We start from the raw sequence: 17,150 nt of genomic DNA, 5'->3' as shown, positions 1-17,150 counted from the left end.
NCCCGCCAGTTCGAGGCGGTGCGGTCCGCGTCCGAGGAGGAGCACCGGCAGACCATCGAGGCCATGCACGACATCTACCGCCAGACCACGGACGAGGCGGATGCGATGTTCAAGCAGTCGACCGAGAAGTTCTCCAACCTCGTCTCCAGCATGAAGCAGATGGCGTTCGAGATGCACAACGAGCTCGAATCCACCCGCAACGAGCTGCGCCGTGGCGTGCTCGAGATGCCTCAGGAGGCCGCCGAGAGCACAGCGCAGATGCGCAAGGTGATCGTCGACCAGATCGAGGCGCTCGCCGAGCTCAACCGCATCGTGGCTCAGCACGGCCGCGGCCTCGACGTCACGACGGCGGGCCGCGCCTCGGTCCAGCGTCAGGAAGAGCCGATGCTGGCTGCCGCCGTCGGCGGTCGCGGCGCCGAGACGCGCACGCGCGAGAGCGGCAGCGCCTCGACCCTGCCGCCGCCGGACCTCGGCGTGCCCGCCTCGCGCCGCACTGAGGCTCCGCCGGTCGCGCCCGCCGGCAACGACCAGGGCCGCGACGGCTGGCTGTCGGACCTCTTGAACCGCGCCGACACCGGCCCGGCTGCTGCCCCGAATGGTCGTGAGGTCCCGCGCGGCCGCACTGCGGCTCCGCAACAGCCGCAGGCCCCGCAGAGCAGCGGCAATCCGCTGGAATCGCTGTCGCTCGACATCGGCCGGCTGATGGACCGCAACCTCGCGTCCGAGATGTGGGACCGTTACCAGCGCGGCGAGAACAAGGCCTTCACCAAGCGCCTCTACACGCCCGCCGGCCAGAAGGCCTTCGACGAGGTCGCCCGCAAGTACCGCGCCGACCGCAACTTCAAGGGAACGGTCGACCGCTACATCGCGGAATTCGAACGCCTGCTCGACGAAGTCGCTCGCGACGGCCGCGGTCCGCAGGAGCTGCGCAGCCACCTGACCTCGGAGACGGGCCTGGTCTACACCCTGCTCGCGCATGCGGCGGGACGGCTGGGATAACCGGCAGGCTTGTGAATAGCGCAATTACAACGGAGGCCTCGCGGCCTCCGTTTTCGTTTGGATCTCGAAGGCTCAGGTCCCGCCGGGTTGGCCGAACGACAGCCGCTCGGCGAGGACGGCGGCCTGGGTGCGCGAGCCGACGCCGAGCTTGCGCAGGATCGTCGAGACATGGCCCTTCACGGTCTGCTCGGCAATGTCGAGTTCGCCTGCGATCTGCTTGTTGAGCTTGCCCTCGACGATCATCGCGAGAATGCGAAGCTGCTGCGCCGACAGCGAGGCCATTCGCGCCGCGAGCTCGACATCGGCGCTCTGGATCGAGCCGCGACCGCCGACATTGGGCGGCATCCAGATTTCACCTGCGAGGATCTTCGTGATGGCGTCAGCCATCTCGGGCAGGCTGAGCGATTTCGGGATGTAGCCGGACGCGCCATAGGCAATGGCGCGGCGGATCGTGGCGGTGTCCTGCCGCGCCGAGATGATCGCGACCGGCACCGTCGGGAACTGCGCCGACAGAATGAACAGCGCGGCAAATCCCTGGATGCCAGGCATCGTCAGGTCCCACAGGATCAGGTCGATCTCGTCGGATTGGGCCGACAGCACGTCAAGCGCCTCGTCGAGCGACTGGCAGGCGATGATGTCGAGATCGGGCAACACGGTCGAGAGCGCGCTGCGCAACGCGGCCTGCACCAGCGGATGATCGTCGCCGATTAGGATGCGCATGGTTACGCCGAAGGGGCCCCCTGTTTCGTCCCGAACTGCCGGCTCAAGGCTTCGCCGCCGAGGAAGCGCCGCAGCGCCGCCGGCTTGACCGGCTTCGACAGGATCTCGCAGCCGCGCGCCCGCGCCTCCTTGCGCACCGCCTCGCTGCGATCGGCGGTGACGACGAGTGCGCGGACCTCGCGAGCCGACTTCTGCCGCAGATCGTCGAGAAAGTCCAAGCCACTGCGCTCCCCATCGAGATGATAATCGAGCAGCACGACATCCGGCGGGCTGGCTGCGGCGATGGCCATCGCCTCGGCGGCATCCGCTGCTGCCAGCACACGATGCCCCCAGCCGCCGAGCAGTGCCGTCAGGCCATCGAGGATCGTCGCATCATTATCGAGACACAGGATCGTCAGCGGCCGTTCCGCCAGCGCCGGCGTCACGGTCGCCGGCTTGCGCCGAAGCGAAGTTCCCGGTCCGCGCACACGCGGCACCGAGACGGCGAAGCACGAACCATGTCCTGGGCGCGAACGGACATCGACAGCATGGCCCAGAAGCCGGGAAACACGATCGACGATGGCCAGCCCAAGGCCCAACCCCTTCTCCGATCTGGGCGCGAGACGTCGGAACTCCTCGAAGATCCGCTTCTGGTCCTCCACGGCGATCCCGACGCCGGTATCCCAGACCTCGATGCGCAGATTGCCGCCACGCCGCCGGCAACCGAGCAGGATGCGGCCCTTGGGTGTATAGCGCAGCGCATTCGACAGCAGGTTCTGCAAGATCCGTCGCAGGAAATGCGGATCGCTGCGCACCGTGACTCCGCAATCGACCACGCGGAGGACGAGCCCACGTTCGCGCGCCATCGCCGAGAATTCCACATTCAACTGCACGAGAAGGTCCGCGATCGGAAATTCGAACGGCTCGGCGCGAACGGCGCCGGCATCGTAGGAGGAGATGTCGAGCAGCCGATCGAGCACATGCTCGGTCGAGCGTAGCGCCGTGATCGCGCTGCTCGCCAGGGTGCGCTCCTTGTCGGCACCGCCCGCTTGCGAGGAGGCCTGCAGATTCTCGTCGAGCGCGGACAGGAATAGACGCGCCGCGTTCAGCGGTTGCAGCAGGTCGTGGCTGGCCGCTGCCAGGAAGCGGGACTTGCCGAGATTGGCCTGCTCGGCCTCCGCCTTCGCCTGCTCGAGCGCCTCGGTCCGCTCGCGGACACGCAGCTCGAGATCCTCGTTGGCGCGCCGCAAGGCTTCCGCGGCGCGGTGACGCTCGGTCACGTCGGTATAGGTCGAGACATAGCCGCCCTCGGCAATGCGATCGTAGACGATCTCGAGCACCGTGCCGTCCGGCCGCTTGCGCTCGTACAGATAAGGCCAGCTCTGCGTGGCGACGTCACGATTGACCAGGAGCGCGGCGAATTCGGACGCGGCATATTCGCCGCGCTCGACATTGAAGGCGATGAGGTCCGCCAGCGGAAGGCCGACACGCACGAAATCCGGCGGCAGGTCCAACAGTGCGATGAAACGGCCGTTCCAAGCCGTGATGTTGAAATCGGCGTCGAACGCGCAGATCCCCTGCGGCACGCTCTCGAGCGTGCTCTGCAAGAGGCTGCGGTTGAAGCGCAGAGCTTCCGAGGCCGCATCCAGCATTGCCATCGCTGCCCGGCGCGACAGCGAGTGTCCCTCCAGCGAAGCCGCGATCACCACGCGCGCCGATGCCGCACCGATTGCGCCAGCAAGCAGGTTCTCGGTGAACCGGATCGAGTCGAGATCGACGAGCCCCGACGGATCGAGGCGTGGCCCGGCACCCGACATGCGAGCCGCGAGATAGCCGTCGAAGGCAGTCGCGCCGCGCTCCACGCCGACAAAGCGCAGCGTCAGCGCGCGGAGATCGTCGAGACGAACCACCACGCGCGAGGACAGCTTTGGGATCGACTCGCGGACGACACCATCGGCAAACGCCGCGGCCTGGTTGCGTTCGACGGTCGATTGCCGTCCGAACGCTGAGAACATGAGGAAGCAGACGAGGTTGGCGCCAAGGCTCCAGAGCGTGGCATGCGAGATCGGATCGACCCCTTCGAGGCCGAACAGCGCATTTGGCCTGAGCCAGGCAAGCTGCCACGGGCCCTGGCGAACGATCTCCTCGATCGCGGGCCAGAGCGGCGCGGCCGAGGGCAGCAGCAACGTATAGGCCCAGATGCAGAATCCGACCGCGATCCCGATCGACGCGCCGGTCTTGTTGGCACGCGGCCAGAACAGGCCTCCGACGAACGCCGGTCCGAACTGCGCGACCGCGACGAACGACAGGAGACCGATCACGGTGAGCGGATAAGACTGGTTGACCAGGCGGTGCATCAGATAGGCGAGCAGCAGGATGCCGAGTATCGACAGCCTGCGCACCGCCACCAGCACCGAGGTTACCGGCCGGCTCTGCGCGCGCAGGCCGAAGAAGCGCGAGCGCAGCAGCAGCGGCATGATGACGTCGTTGCAGAGCATAGTGCTCAGCGCGACGGAGGTCATGATCACCATGCCGGTTGCGGCCGACAGCCCACCCAGGAAGGCGATCAGGCTGACGGTGCTCGCGTCCGCCGCGATCGGCAGCGAGATGACGTAGGTGTCGGGGTCCATCATCGCGCCGAACCTGCCGAGCCCGGTCGCAGCGATCGGCAGGATCAGCAGGCTGAAGAGCGCAAGATAGGTCGGGTAGAGCCACGCCGCCGTGCGCGTATGGCTCGGCGCCTCGTTCTCGACGACCGCGACATGAAATGCCTGCGGCAAGCACAGGAAGGCGATCGCCGAGATGATGATCGTCGAGGGCCATACCGGCTGCATGGGATCGAAGGTCAATATCCCTGCAAGCTGCGGCTCCGACTGAAACTGCGACAGCAGGCCGGCCGGCCCTCCGGAGAGGCCGAACAGCACGAACAGCGCGACGATCAGGAACGTAACCAGTTTGACGACGCTCTCGAAGGCGATGGCGAGCATGAGCCCGCGATGGTGCTCGCTGGCGTGGACATGCCGGACGCCGAACACGATCGCGAACAGCGCCATCGATGCGGCGACGCCGAATGCGGAGTCCTGCCAGAACCGCAACGCCTCGCCGCCCGCCCGCTCCGGCTGCAGGATCAGATAGTCAAAGCTCTTGCCGACGGCCTTGAGCTGAAGCGCGATATAGGGAAGTACGCCCAGCAGGGACGCGAGCGTCACGAAGGCCGCAAGCACCTGGCTCTTGCCGTAGCGCGCGGCGATGAAGTCCGCGATCGAAGTGACGTTCTGGGCCTTGGCGATCGCGATCACCTTGGACAGGAGCGTCTGGCCGAACAGCAGCACCAGCGTCGGGCCGATATAGATCGTGGCGAAATCCAGTCCGGACGTCGCAGCACGACCGACCGACCCGTAGAAGCTCCACGAGGTGTTGTAGACCGCAAGCGTCAGGCAATAGCTGATCGCGGCGGCCCAGGATCTTGGCGAAACCAGCGGCCCGTCCACGCTCCGCCGATCGCCCCACCAGGCAATCAGGAACAGCGTGGTCACATAGCCGGCTGCGACCGCGAGAACGAACCACGCCTGCAAGACATCCTCACTCGAGACCGATCCGCCCACCCACAGGCGGGCCCGGAACGCGGGCGGATACTAGAGCGTTTTCAATCGCATGGAAGGCTATTTCAGCTCGGAGAATACGGACCAGGCACCAAGATAAATCGGGTCAGGACCGGCGGCCGGATGGCCGGCCGCCGGTCGGAATTTGTCCTCAGGCCGCCTCGCGAGACAGCCGGGCCTGCGGCAGGCCCTTGAGGACGAGGTTGACCACGACGGCAACCACGATGTTGAGCGCGAGCGCCAGCACCCCGGTGTAGACCGCAACCGTGCCGGCACCGAAGTCGATGCCGTGCAGCGGCTTGAGCCCGTCCGACCAGGCGAGCCACGATCCGCCTGCAAGGCCGACGGCCCAGCCGGCGAGGAGCGCCGTGCTCGAGAACCAGTTCAGATAGAGGCCGAACACCAGCGCCGGCAGCGTCTGCAGGATCCAGAGGCCGCCGAGCAGTTGCAGGTCGAGCGCGAACTGCGTCGGCATCAGCAGGATGGCGAGCAGCGCGCCGACCTTCACCAGCATGGAAGTGATCTTGGCGACCTTCGCCTCGCCTGCCGGCGTCACCTTCGGATCGACCCACACCTTCCAGAAGTTGCGGGTGAACAGATTGGCCGCGCCGATGCTCATGACGGCTGCCGGCACGAGCGCGCCGATCGCGATGGCGGCGAAGGCAAAGCCCGCGAACCAGCTCGGGAACAGCGTCTTGAACAGCTCCGGCACGACGTCGTTGTTGCTCGCGAGCTTCAACCCCGCCGCATGGCCCATATAACCCAGCAGCGCCAGCAGGCCGAGCAGCAGCGTGTAGGCCGGAAGCAGCATCGCATTCTTGCGAATGGTGTTGCCGCCCGAAGCCGCGAAGATGCCGGTCAGCGTGTGCGGGTACATGAAGGCGGCGAGCGCCGAGCCCAGTGCCAGCGAGGCATAGGGCACGATCTGCGCCGGCGACAGCAGGACGCCGCCCGAGCCTTTCGCTGCGAATGCCGCATCCGCCGCGCTGAAGACCGCTCCGTAGCCGCCGAGCTTCGACGGCACGATCGCAATCGCTGCGATCACCACGATGTAGATCATGATGTCCTTGACGAAGGCGATCAACGCCGGTGCACGCAGGCCGGACGAATAGGTGTAGACCGCCAGCACCAGGAAGGCGAGAACGAGCGGCACCTCGCCGCTGAGCCCGAGCGCCTTGATCGCCACCTCCATGCCGATCAGCTGGAGCGCGATGTAGGGCATCGTCGCCAGCACGCCGGTCGCCGCCACGGCAAGCTCAAGCCCGCGCGATCCGTAAGCGCCGCGCACCACGTCGCCCGCGGTGACGTAGCCGCGTTCCTTGGCGACCTTCCACAACACCGGCATCACCGCGAACACGAAGGGATAGACGATGATGGTGTAGGGAAGCGCGAAGAATCCGTAGGCGCCGACTGCATAGACCAATGCGGGAACGGCGATCACGGTGTAGGCGGTGTAGAAGTCGCCGCCGACCAGGAACCAGGTGATCCAGGTCCCGAACTTGCGGCCACCGAGGCCCCATTCGTCGAGATGGGCGAGCGTCTCCGGCTTGCGCCAGCGCGAGGCGACGAAGCCCATGCCGGTGACGAGGATGAACAGTGCGAGAAATACGGCGAACGCCGCGCTATCGACATTAGTCAGCACGTCGCACGCTCCTGTAGACGATGTAGGTGAGCAGCGAGGTGAGCGGCACCCAGGCGAGCTGGTACCAGTAGAAGAACGGGAAGCCGAACAGATAGGGCTCCCGGATGTTGTAGAACGGCACGATCATCAGGCCGATGAACGGCAACAGCAGCAGCAGACGTATCACGCTCTCCTCCCCTGTGAGTGAATTCGACGCGCTTTGCTTGAAGCGCGACTTGAGCGCGATATAGCTGACAACGAAGGTCGCCCCTCCCCCTACCTTGGCTCGGCCAGACCCCCATACTTTCGTATCGCCTCCGCCCCTGAGCAGTGCGCACGACGCGGTCGTCGCGCGAGACTGATGCCTGTCGCGCGCGGGTCGAATGGACGGATGGGGATCGCTACTGCCGCTTGCGCTCGTTCGCAGCGGGCTTCGGCGGCTCGGCCGGTGGCGGAGCTGCCTGCGTGCTGTTGCTGGCGCCGAACAGCACGCGGGTCGGGTTGCGGTCGAAATTGTTCACGGCGCGGCTGATGTCGCCGAGCGTGCGGCGGCCGTCGGCCATCAGCGCGCCGGAGCGCTTGTCGAAGTCATCGGCGAGCTCGCGGATCGACTTCACCGCCTGGAACAACTCGCCGCCGTCCTTGCCGCCGCCGAGCGTGTTGAGGCCGAGCATGAGGTTGTCGGCCTTGAGCATCACGCCGTCGACCTTGGCCATGACGGCATCGATCCGCTCGGAGTTGCGCGCGAGCGAGTTGGTGAAGGTCTCCAGATTCTTCAGCGACTTCTTCACCGACTCCTGGTTATCGGCAACGAGCTTGTTGATGTTCTGGAGTGTGCCGCGGATCGCCTCGGTGACGTCCTGGAGCTTGTTGGGATCGGCCGTCAACGTCGGGATACCGTCCTCGTCGAGCGGCGGCGCAGGCGCGGCCTCCTCGCCGCCCTTGAGCGAGATCGCAGCAACGCCGGTCAGGCCCTGGAATTCGAGACCGACCAGGGTGTCCTTGCGGATCGGGGCATTGTTCTCGACCATGGCGAGTGCGACAACCCGCCGCGGGTTGTCGAGCTTCACCGAGACCACTTCACCCACCCTGATACCGTTGAAATTGACGCTGCCGCCGTTGCGGAGGCCCGCTGCGGGGCCTTCGAACACGACGCGCAGGGGGCTGCGCTGCTTGGTGGTGTGCAGCGACTGGAACCACAGCACGAAGCCGATCGCGGCGGCGATGACCGCCAGCGTGAACGACCCGATCAGTACGTAATTCGCCCGCGTTTCCATCAAGTGCTCCGGCTACTCAACCCATGACCGCGCGGGCGCGCTTGCCATGGAAATACTGCCTCAGCCAGGGATGCTGCGAGGCCTGCATGTCGGCGATCGACCCTGCCGCAATGATCTTACCGTTCCCTAAAACGGCGATGCGATCACAAGCTGTGTAAAGGCTGTCGAGGTCGTGCGTTACCATGAAAACGGTCAGGCCCAAAGTACGCTGAAGGGTCCTGACCAGCTCGTCAAAATCGCCGGCGCCGATCGGATCGAGGCCCGAGGTCGGCTCGTCCAGGAAGACAAGGTCCGGATCAAGCGAAAGCGCGCGCGCCAGCGCCACGCGCTTGATCATGCCGCCGGAGAGTTCGGACGGGAAGCGCTCGGCGACCTCGGGCTTGAGGCCGACCATGGCGAGCTTGGCCATGGTGATCTCGTCCATCAGCCGCTGCGACACCCTGAGATATTCGCGCATCGGAAACTGGATGTTCTGCCTGACGGTCAGCGAGGAGAACAGCGCGCCCTGCTGAAACAGCACGCCCCAGCGTCGCTCCACGCCGCGACGCTGCGCGCCATTGGAGGCATCAAGGTCGACGCCGAACACCTCGATGTGGCCTGCGACCTTCGGCACGAGGCCGATGATGGTTCGCGTCAGCACCGACTTGCCCGCGCCCGAAGGGCCGACGAAGCCGAGGATCTCGCCGCGCTTGACGTCGAGGTTGAGGCCGTCGAGCACGCGGGTCGTGCCGAACTGCACGGTGATGTCGCGGACGCGGATGATGGGATTTTGGATCACGTCTTGGATTTCTTGCGCCATCGTCACATTCCGATCGAGGCGAAGAAGATGGCGAAGACGCCGTCCATGACGATGACGAAGAAGATGCCCTTCACCACCGAGGATGTCGTGTGCTGTCCGAGCGATTCCGCGCTGCCCTGCACCGCAAGTCCCTCGACGCAGGCGACGATGCCGATCACCGCGGCCATCACCGGTGCTTTCACGATGCCGACGATGAAATGGTCGATCGAGATGGCATCGCGCAGGCGCAATAGAAACGCTTCGGGATCGACGCCGCCATAGAGCCAGGCCACCAGCCCGCCGCCATAGAGCGCCGCCATCGCGCCGAGGAAGGCGAGGATCGGCAGCGCCAGCACCAAGGCCAGCATACGCGGCAGCACCAAAACCTCGATCGGGTCAAAACCCATGGTGCGCAGCGCGTCGATCTCCTCACGCATCTTCATAGAGCCGAGCTCGGCGGTGTAGGCGCTGCCCGAACGACCCGCGACCATGATCGCGACCAGCAAGACGCCGATCTCGCGCAACACCAATACGCCCAGCATGTCGACGACGAAGATGTCGGCGCCGAACCTGCGGAAATGGAAGATGCCCTGCTGCGCGATGATGCAGCCGATCAGGAAGGTAATCAGCACGATGATCGGCACCGCGCGCCAGCACACCTGCTCGAGGTGATGCACGGTCGAGGTCAGGCGGAACGAGCGCGGATGGATCAGCACGCGGCCGCTTGCCGCGAGCACTGCGCCCAGCATGTCGACGAGGCCCGCCACCGTGCCGCCAACACCGGCCACGGCCCGGCCGATCTGCTCCAGCATCCCGGAGATGGTGACCGCGCTGGTCTCGACCACGGGCGTCGCCTTGACCCGCCGCACCTCGTCGACGAGGCTGGAATAGTTCGCAGAGAGGCCCGCGATCTGCGTCTCAACGGCTCCTTGCGTGAGACTGCGGCGCAGCCGTTCGATCAGCCAGGCGCCGAACGTGTCGAGCTTGGCGATCTCGGAAACGTCGATGGAGATGATCTGCGGGCTGCCGGCGAGCTTCTCGGCATCGGCCACCATCCGCTCCAGCACCGGCGCGAAACTCGCGGTCCAGGTTCCGGTGGCGCAGAGTGCCAGCGCGTTGCCTTTCGCAATCCGCTCCAGTTTCGGATCGCCGCTCAAGATGTCCGCTCCCATGCCGAGGCATCAGAAGCGGCAGAAAAGAGATGGTTGCGCACGCGCCCCTACCTAGAGAAGGTACCCCCAGCCGGCCATTGTTAGTTGCAAGAGGTAATCAGCCGGTTCAGAAATTGCCAGAGTTCAAAATGACTTCCAGCAAAGTTCCGGCCCTTTCGGCGCGAATCGAGCGCTTTCCGATCGCAGGGACCTTCACCATCAGCCGGGGCGCCAAGACGGAGGCCGTCACGGTTGTGGCGGAAGTGAGTCGGAATGGTATCACCGGCCGCGGCGAATGCGTGCCCTATCCCCGCTATGGCGAGACGCCCGAGGCGACGCTTGGGGCCATCCTGGCCATGCAGCAGGCCGTGGCCGGTGGCCTGACCCGGCAGGCCCTGCAAGCCGGCATGCCACCGGGAGCGGCCCGCAATGCGCTGGACTGCGCCCTGATCGACGTGGAAGCCAAGACGGCGCGTTTGCGGGCCTGGAACCTATTGGACCGCCCGGTGCCCGGCGAGCGCACCACGGCCTACACGATCTCGCTGGGCAGCCCCGAGGCCATGGCGGCGGCGACAGCCAAGGCGGCGCACAGGGCGCTGCTCAAGATCAAGCTCGGCGGCGAGGGCGACGGCGCGCGCATCGCGGCGGTGCGCAAGGCCGCCCCCGCAGCGGAGCTGATCGTCGATGCCAACGAGGCCTGGACCGAGGCCAATCTGGAACACAACCTCGCCGCCTGCGCCGAGGTCGGCGTCACCCTGGTGGAGCAGCCGCTGCCGGCCGGCCGCGACGAGGCGCTGGCGCGGATCAAACGGCCGCTCGCGGTCTGTGCCGATGAGAGCGTGCATGACCGCAACTCGCTTTCGCCCTTGCGCGAGCGCTATGACGCCGTGAACATCAAGCTCGACAAGACCGGCGGCCTCACGGAGGCGCTGGCGATGGCCGATGCGGCGCAGGCGCTCGGCTTCGAGATCATGGTCGGCTGCATGGTCGCAACCTCGCTGTCGATGGCGCCGGCGATGCTGGTCACGCCGCAGGCGCGCTTCGTCGATCTCGACGGACCGCTGCTGCTGGCGCGCGACCGCGATCACGGGCTTCGTTATGACGACAGCCTGGTCTATCCGCCGGAGGCTTCGCTCTGGGGGTGAGCCTTGAGCCGGTGCCGCGCCGACCAGATCACGAGCGCACCAAGACCGGCCATCGCGGCCATGACGTCGTACACGCCTTCGCCGATGCGCGCGTAGATCGCGCCCGACACGATCGAGGTCGTCGCCCCCAACAGCCCGATGCACGCGGCGTAGTAGCCCTGCCCTCGCGCGATCTGATGCGACGGCACGCGCTGCACCAGAAGGTTCATGGTGCCGACGATGGTCATCCCAAACGTGAGGCCGTGCCCCAATTGCACGATCGCGAGCAGCGCGAGCGGCGGCTCGTTCGCGGTGGCGATCCAGCGCACGACGCCGCTCGCACCGCCGATCGCCATGAGCGAGGAGGCGTGCAGCGAAAAGCGCGGCGACAGCGCGAAGACGAGGATTTCGGCGATCACGCCCAGTGTCCAGAGGCCCGCGATCGTCAATCCGCCAAGACCGTGGGCCCGCCAGTTGATCGCCGAGAATGTGTAGTAGGCGACGTGACTGTCCTGGATCAGCGCAGCCGAGACGATGATGGCCCAGAAGGCGGGATCGCGCAGCAGCGCCGTTCCCTTGCGCGCCTCCGCGCTCTTTCGCCGCACATCGTCGAGCGGCTGAAGCGCGAGGCTCGCGAGCGCCGCGACGACGGCGAGCGCGACGATGACCCAGATCAGGTCGCGCGCGGCGATGGTGTCGACCAGAAAGCCGCAAGCGAGCGCACCAGCGGCAAAGGCTGCCGAGCCCCACAGCCGCACCGGCCCGTAGTCGAACCCGTAACGGGCGACGCCGCGCAAGGCGTAGGCGTCGGTCAGGGGGATCGTCGGCGTCCACAGCACGCTGGTCAGGCCGTAGATCAAAAACAACGCCAAAGGCTGCTGCTGCAAGCCGAGCACCGCAAAGCCCGCGGCCGTCGCGAACACCGAAACCGTCATGCCGGCGCGAATGGCGTGGCGCTTTTCGGCAAAGGCGGTCGCGTAAGGCAGCGTGGTGAAGCGCGTCATCGCCGGCAACGCCATGATGATGCCGATCCAGGCGGCGTCGATGCCGATCGCCTTCAGCCAGACCGAGAAGAACGGCAGATGGGCGCCCGACACCGCGAAGACAGCCGAATAGAACAGCGCCAACCGCACGGCGAATCGGCGTTTTACGAGTGCAGCGATGGGGATTTGTGATTCGGGTGCCATCAAACCAATTGCGATTCGGTCGATATCGTGGTGATCGTTACTGTAACGCGCACTGATTTGCGCGACGAGATTGCCATGGCCAATGAAGCATTCGCCCTCTCGCCTATGTCTGCCCGCGCGGCCGAGCCGAACGAGCAGGACTACGACGCGATCCGCGAAGCCTTCATGGAGACCGCGCGCGGCCGCTGGTTCCTCGGCGAATATGCCAAGCGCAACCGCAATGCCGACACCCGCATGGTGCTCGATGCGGTCGCGAAAATCGAAGAAACCCTTGCGGCACAACGACAACCTGTCGTCGAGGACCGCCTGCCCGAGGCGCTTGTGGCGATCCGCCGCGCGGTCGAGGACACGGAGGCCGCTGCCGGCAAGGCGTTCGATCCGGCCGCGATCGCGGCGGGCCTTGCACCGATTCATCGCGGTATCCGCATTATCAAGGAGATCTCCTGGCGCTGGCGCGAGATCGGCGCCGACGGACGAATCTGCGACCTGATCGATTCGCAGCTCGCCTCGATCGAGAGCGCCTGCGCGCAGGTTTCGACCATCGACCCGCGCACCGAGCTCAAGGCCGCGTTCGATCTGCTCAAGGACCGGATCGAGCAGACCGATGCTGACGGCGACGCAGCACCGCAAGCCGCGGCGCGTCCCTCCCCGGCTCCGGTGCAGGAAGCGCAGCCTGTGGCGGAAGTGTCGCCTGTCGAGGCCGCACCTGCCACGAGGGCAAGCGACACGCCCGTTGCTTTTACGGAGGCGCCGCAGGACGTCGTGCCCGAGCCCGAGGCGGCCATTGAAGAGACCTCTGTTGCCAACGCAGCGATGGACGTTGCCAGCGAGCCCGAGACTGTCGCCGAGAACCATGTCGCGGTTGAAGAGGCGGTCGCCGAGCCCGCTGCCTTCGCGGAGACGACTGACGAGCTTCCGTTCGATGCTGCCGCGGAGGCGGAGGACGAAGCCGTTCTCGAGCGGATCGCATTCGAGATGGCTGCGCCCGATCCGGACTTCGACGAGATCGTCGAGCCGATGGAGATGGCCGCGGACATCCGCGAGCCGATTGCGGCGGAGGCGGCCGTGGCACCCATCGTGGAAGAGCCAGCCGTCGCGCCGGTAGCAGAAGAGCCAGCCGCCGCGCCGGTCGCCGCACAGGCCCCGGCTGTCGAAGCGCCGATCGCGGCCGAATCGCTCGCGCGTCTCACCGACGCCATCGCCGAAGCTGCCGCCGAGGTGATGGAGCATCCGGCCCCGGCCATAGCGCCGACCGCGCCCCTGACCATGGCGCCGACCGCGACACTGCCCATGCCGTCGCCCCTGTCCGAGCCCTCGCTCGGCGCGACCATCCTCTCCAGCGGCATCCTGCAAAAGCCCCGTGCCCCCGCCAACGATTCGTTGGCGCCGATCCGCCGCATGACCCAGGCCGAGAAGATCGCGTTCTTCTCGTAAGGGGTGGGGCCCCTCAACACTGTGCATGGCGCACGGCAAGCCGCCCCGATCTCCGGTGTCGTCCTGGCGAAAGCCAGGACCTATACCGCGGAATCTATCGATTGCGGACCGTGGGAGTACCGAACCACGAATCTTCGCCAAACTGCTCCCTGGGGTTACGGGTCCTGGCCTTCGCCAGGACGACGTTGGGGAGGCAGTTGCGTGAAATGTCTCATCGTCGCGACGACGGTATGCGGATCAGCCCAAAACGCTCCCGATGTCGTATCGGCCTGCAGCCGCGGCTTCATCATAGTGTTGCACAGGGTGAGTAGACGACCTCCTCGTTTCCGACGAGCGAATGTCAAACCCGCGGGTGCCGGGCCGATGAGCCGTAGAGAGCGCAGGCGTGCGGCGCGCGCGCAATCGCATGGCGCCGCCGCAGGTGAGCTCGCAGCGAAACCGGCCGTTTCGGATCTGCTGGTTGCGGCCAACCAGCTGCGCATGGCAGGACGGTTCGCCGATACGGCCGCTCTGTGCCGCCAGGCGCTCGCAATCGACCACGACAATTTCGATGCGCTGCTCATGCTCGGCTCGGCCGCACGACATCTTGGCGATACCGCTGTTGCGCGGGCGCATCTCGAGCAGGCCGATGCTCTCCAGCCGCGTGATCCACGGCCGTCGGTGATCCTCGCCAAGCTCTTTACGGAGGCGGGCGATCACGCGGCCGCGCTGCGCGCGTGCCGGCGGGCCACCGAGGTTGGACCGGACTTTGCGCCGGCTCATCTGGAGCTTGGGATGCTGCTGGCGCTTCAACGCGACTACGAGGCGGCCGAACCCGCCTTCCGGCGCGCGCTCGCGCTGGCGCCGGGCTTTCTCGATGCCGAAATCAATCTGGGATCCTGCCTGTTCTGTCTCGGGCGGCTGGAGGAGGCGTTGACCTCGCTTGAGCGCGTGCTGGCGATCCGCCCCGACCATCCGCTGGCCTTGAAGAATCTCGGCGCCGCGCTGCGCGCACTCGGCCGATACGAGGACGCGCTCGCCGCATACCGCCGGGCCACGGCCGCGGCGCCGCAATTCGCCGAAGCCCATCGCAACGAGGCGATGCTGTTGCTGCTGCTCGGGCACTTCGAGGAAGGCTGGCGCAAATACGAGTGGCGCCGCCGCGCATCCACGCCGCACGCGCGGCCGATTCAAGGCGAGTATTGGGACGGCAGCCCGCTTGAGGGACGCACGATCCTGCTCGTTGCCGAGCAGGGCATCGGCGATACGCTGCATATGCTGCGCTACGTTCCGCGCGTCGCATCGCAGGCCGGCAAGGTTCATCTCATGCTGCCGCGCGGCCTGCTGCGGCTCGAGGGTGACGCGCTCGCCCCGGCAACGCTGTGCGCGCAGGACGACGACCCGCCTCGGTTCGATTGCTGGGCTCAACTCCTGAGCCTGCCCGGGATCTTCGCCACGACTGCCGCCAGCATTCCGGCGCCGATCCCCTATCTGCGCGCACCGGCGATCGCGCCGGACGAATGGCGCGCGCGCCTTGCCGGCAAAGGTCGGGCCGTCGGATTTGTCTGGGCGGGCAATCCGGAGCACGAGAACGATCACAACCGCTCGATTCCGTTCGCCCGGATGATGGCGCTGTTCGCGGTCGACGGCATCCGCTGGTTCAGCCTCCAGGTCGGCGCCCGTACAGCGGACCTGACCGGTGCTCCCGGCATTGTCGACCTTGCACCGCAGCTGCACGATTTCAGCGAGACGGCCGCAGCGATCAGCACGCTCGATCTCGTCATCACGATCGACACCTCGGTCGCCCATCTCGCCGGCGCGCTCGGCAAACCGGTCTGGCTGCTCCTGCCCCATGCACCGGACTGGCGATGGTTGCTCGCGCGCAGCGACAGTCCTTGGTATCCAACGATGCGCCTGTTCCGTCAGGCCCGGCGCGGCGACTGGGACGAGGTGATCGCGCAGGTGCAGGCGGCGCTGACCGGCGAATGATGGCGCAGCAATTCGAGAGAGCGATTCTAACAAAGACTTAGCACTTGTCCGAATACAACCAGGAAGACGCGCAACCTGGGCTAATGACCGTGGCTCGCTTTCGGTGGAAATCCTGGCTGGCATGGCTCGTCACGAGCCTGCTCCTCATTCTCTATGTCCGCGCCGGATTGCTGGCGAGCAAGGCCTACGAGTTCGCCATCAAGCTTGAGCCGGGCTACTCGAAGGAGTTCGAGGTCTATCGGTTTGTCGAAGGCCCGCTGTCGATGGAGCTGCAATTCCGCGATGGCGCCAATCATAGGCGCAGGCCGGAACTGGGCGATCCCGCCACCCAAGGGGACTGGCGCGAGTCGGGGATACTGAAATTCGACAATCCGGGAAGCGCGATCCGCATCGTCGCATCCGTGCTCGACGCCGCCCCCGTGACTTACGAAGCTATGCCGGCAAGCGCCCATGGCGTCGCGCTGGCGACGCGGACGCTGACGTCCAGTCTCTCGCTCTCGCCGGGTGTCTATAAGTGGCCGGCGGAGAGGAACAAGTTACAACTCCATCAGGGCGCGAATGTCGTCAGCATCAACGTTGCCACTGTCGAACGCCCCCTCGTTGGAGAAGACGTCGAGCTGTGGGTTAAGCCCGCGCTTGGTTTCGAGGCAGGCGATGCGGGCCTGTCATGGCTCTGGCCGTCGTTGCTGTGGCCCATCTTTTTCATCGTCCAACTCGGGTGGGCCTTCGCGCTTTGGCGGGCCGGAACGGGGACAAGGCCATCCAGCGTGGAATGATGGATCCGCGAACGACGTCCTAGTCAGTCCGTGATTGGACAAGAGACTGCGGTAACGATGCGAGGAACAAGACGAGGCAGACGCACAACAACACGATATCCTTGAACAGAAACTCGCCTGTCAGATTCCATGCCACAGGGTCCGTCGATAGGCTCCATTTGACGACCCCAGGCGTCGTGAAAAAGAATGACCACGTAATCGCAAACGTGACCACACCCATCAGCGAACCCACGGCCGACAGGATCGGGATGAAAGCACCTGCCGCAAGCAATGCGGCAATGGCAAACTCGACGACACCGAGGAAGTAAGCTTCTCCCCTGAGGCCGAACAGCGATAACCACGAGACAAATGGACTGTTGTTGATGAATTGAGCGATGCCTTGGGCCGACGGCAACGTGAATTTTTGCATGCCGAACGATATGAAGATGACAACCATGACCCAACGCAGGATGGCCAATAGACGATAAGAGCCGCCTCCGCTTTCGGCGACATTGAACCAGGCTTTCATGTTGGTCACCTTGCTCTCCCCGTTCA

Annotated in this window: 13 protein-coding genes and 1 pseudogene; 5 read left to right on the top strand and 9 right to left on the bottom strand. The window is 65.9% G+C overall.

Annotated elements, in window-relative coordinates:
• Position 1: 1 nt before the first annotated feature.
• Positions 2 to 999 (top strand): annotated as a pseudogene (locus tag AYJ54_RS52880) (apolipoprotein A-IV repeat region-like domain-containing protein); the annotation flags it as partial.
• A 72-nt stretch (positions 1,000 to 1,071) separates the two neighbouring features.
• Here the strand turns inward: AYJ54_RS52880 and AYJ54_RS31055 are convergent.
• From AYJ54_RS31055 to AYJ54_RS31030, 7 genes are all read right to left on the bottom strand, one after another.
• Positions 1,072 to 1,719 (bottom strand): response regulator transcription factor, encoded by a 648-nt coding sequence (locus AYJ54_RS31055; protein ID WP_063705119.1) that lies wholly within the window; start codon positions 1,717 to 1,719, stop codon positions 1,072 to 1,074.
• A gap of 2 nt (positions 1,720 to 1,721) precedes the next feature.
• Positions 1,722 to 5,273: a hybrid sensor histidine kinase/response regulator gene (locus tag AYJ54_RS31050; RefSeq protein WP_063705164.1), complete on the bottom strand. Its 3,552-nt coding sequence runs from the start codon at positions 5,271 to 5,273 to the stop codon at positions 1,722 to 1,724.
• 178 nt (positions 5,274 to 5,451) lie between these two features.
• Positions 5,452 to 6,942, bottom strand: a complete 1,491-nt coding sequence (mctP, locus tag AYJ54_RS31045) for a monocarboxylate uptake permease MctP (RefSeq protein WP_063705117.1) — start codon at positions 6,940 to 6,942, stop codon at positions 5,452 to 5,454.
• Positions 6,932 to 7,108 carry a DUF3311 domain-containing protein gene (locus tag AYJ54_RS47965; protein WP_063687922.1) on the bottom strand — a complete coding sequence of 59 codons (177 nt, stop codon included), beginning with the start codon at positions 7,106 to 7,108 and terminating at the stop codon, positions 6,932 to 6,934. Before AYJ54_RS47965 ends, mctP begins: the two co-directional genes overlap by 11 nt.
• Before the next feature lie 214 nt (positions 7,109 to 7,322).
• Positions 7,323 to 8,198 (bottom strand): MlaD family protein, encoded by an 876-nt coding sequence (locus AYJ54_RS31040; protein ID WP_063705115.1) that lies wholly within the window; start codon positions 8,196 to 8,198, stop codon positions 7,323 to 7,325.
• A 16-nt stretch (positions 8,199 to 8,214) separates the two neighbouring features.
• On the bottom strand, positions 8,215 to 8,997 hold the full coding sequence (locus AYJ54_RS31035; RefSeq protein ID WP_063705113.1) for an ABC transporter ATP-binding protein: 783 nt from the start codon (positions 8,995 to 8,997) through the stop codon (positions 8,215 to 8,217).
• A gap of 2 nt (positions 8,998 to 8,999) precedes the next feature.
• Positions 9,000 to 10,133: an MlaE family ABC transporter permease gene (locus tag AYJ54_RS31030; RefSeq protein WP_063705162.1), complete on the bottom strand. Its 1,134-nt coding sequence runs from the start codon at positions 10,131 to 10,133 to the stop codon at positions 9,000 to 9,002.
• 143 nt (positions 10,134 to 10,276) lie between these two features.
• Here AYJ54_RS31030 and dgcA point away from each other — a divergent pair, with 143 nt between their 5' ends.
• Positions 10,277 to 11,272, top strand: coding sequence for an N-acetyl-D-Glu racemase DgcA (gene dgcA / locus AYJ54_RS31025; RefSeq protein ID WP_063705111.1), 996 nt, complete (start codon positions 10,277 to 10,279; stop codon positions 11,270 to 11,272).
• On the opposite strand, the gene AYJ54_RS31020 is transcribed toward dgcA, so the two are convergent.
• Entirely contained in the window at positions 11,242 to 12,438 is a 1,197-nt protein-coding gene (locus AYJ54_RS31020) for an MFS transporter (protein ID WP_063705109.1), read from the bottom strand. The two genes, dgcA and AYJ54_RS31020, sit on opposite strands and share 31 nt — an antisense overlap.
• Positions 12,439 to 12,513: 75 nt before the next feature.
• Here AYJ54_RS31020 and AYJ54_RS31015 point away from each other — a divergent pair, with 75 nt between their 5' ends.
• From AYJ54_RS31015 to AYJ54_RS31005, 3 genes are all read left to right on the top strand, one after another.
• Positions 12,514 to 13,872 carry a hypothetical protein gene (locus AYJ54_RS31015; protein WP_063705107.1) on the top strand — a complete coding sequence of 453 codons (1,359 nt, stop codon included), beginning with the start codon at positions 12,514 to 12,516 and terminating at the stop codon, positions 13,870 to 13,872.
• Between the two features lie 363 nt (positions 13,873 to 14,235).
• Positions 14,236 to 15,840: a tetratricopeptide repeat protein gene (locus AYJ54_RS31010; protein ID WP_063705105.1), complete on the top strand. Its 1,605-nt coding sequence runs from the start codon at positions 14,236 to 14,238 to the stop codon at positions 15,838 to 15,840.
• Positions 15,841 to 15,884: 44 nt separating this feature from the next.
• Positions 15,885 to 16,616, top strand: a complete 732-nt coding sequence (locus AYJ54_RS31005) for a hypothetical protein (protein WP_136624044.1) — start codon at positions 15,885 to 15,887, stop codon at positions 16,614 to 16,616.
• 19 nt (positions 16,617 to 16,635) lie between these two features.
• On the opposite strand, the gene AYJ54_RS31000 is transcribed toward AYJ54_RS31005, so the two are convergent.
• Positions 16,636 to 17,124, bottom strand: a complete 489-nt coding sequence (locus AYJ54_RS31000) for a DUF417 family protein (protein ID WP_063705101.1) — start codon at positions 17,122 to 17,124, stop codon at positions 16,636 to 16,638.
• Positions 17,125 to 17,150: the final 26 nt, after the last annotated feature.

Source organism: Bradyrhizobium centrolobii (assembly GCF_001641635.1).
Taxonomy (GTDB): domain Bacteria; phylum Pseudomonadota; class Alphaproteobacteria; order Rhizobiales; family Xanthobacteraceae; genus Bradyrhizobium; species Bradyrhizobium centrolobii.
Note: the sequence above shows the minus strand (reverse complement) of the source record. Positions and strands in the feature narration are given on the sequence as shown.

Bases quoted from the DNA above. Each gene is read 5' to 3' on its own strand.
- AYJ54_RS31015 (WP_063705107.1), top strand. From the start codon at position 12,514: ATGGCCAATGAAGCATTCGCCCTCTCGCCTATGTCTGCCCGCGCGGCC.
- AYJ54_RS31000 (WP_063705101.1), bottom strand. From the start codon at position 17,124: ATGAAAGCCTGGTTCAATGTCGCCGAAAGCGGAGGCGGCTCTTATCGT.
- dgcA (WP_063705111.1), top strand. From the start codon at position 10,277: ATGACTTCCAGCAAAGTTCCGGCCCTTTCGGCGCGAATCGAGCGCTTT.
- AYJ54_RS31040 (WP_063705115.1), bottom strand. From the start codon at position 8,198: ATGGAAACGCGGGCGAATTACGTACTGATCGGGTCGTTCACGCTGGCG.
- AYJ54_RS31010 (WP_063705105.1), top strand. From the start codon at position 14,236: ATGAGCCGTAGAGAGCGCAGGCGTGCGGCGCGCGCGCAATCGCATGGC.
- AYJ54_RS31055 (WP_063705119.1), bottom strand. From the start codon at position 1,719: ATGCGCATCCTAATCGGCGACGATCATCCGCTGGTGCAGGCCGCGTTG.
- AYJ54_RS31020 (WP_063705109.1), bottom strand. From the start codon at position 12,438: ATGGCACCCGAATCACAAATCCCCATCGCTGCACTCGTAAAACGCCGA.
- AYJ54_RS31035 (WP_063705113.1), bottom strand. From the start codon at position 8,997: ATGGCGCAAGAAATCCAAGACGTGATCCAAAATCCCATCATCCGCGTC.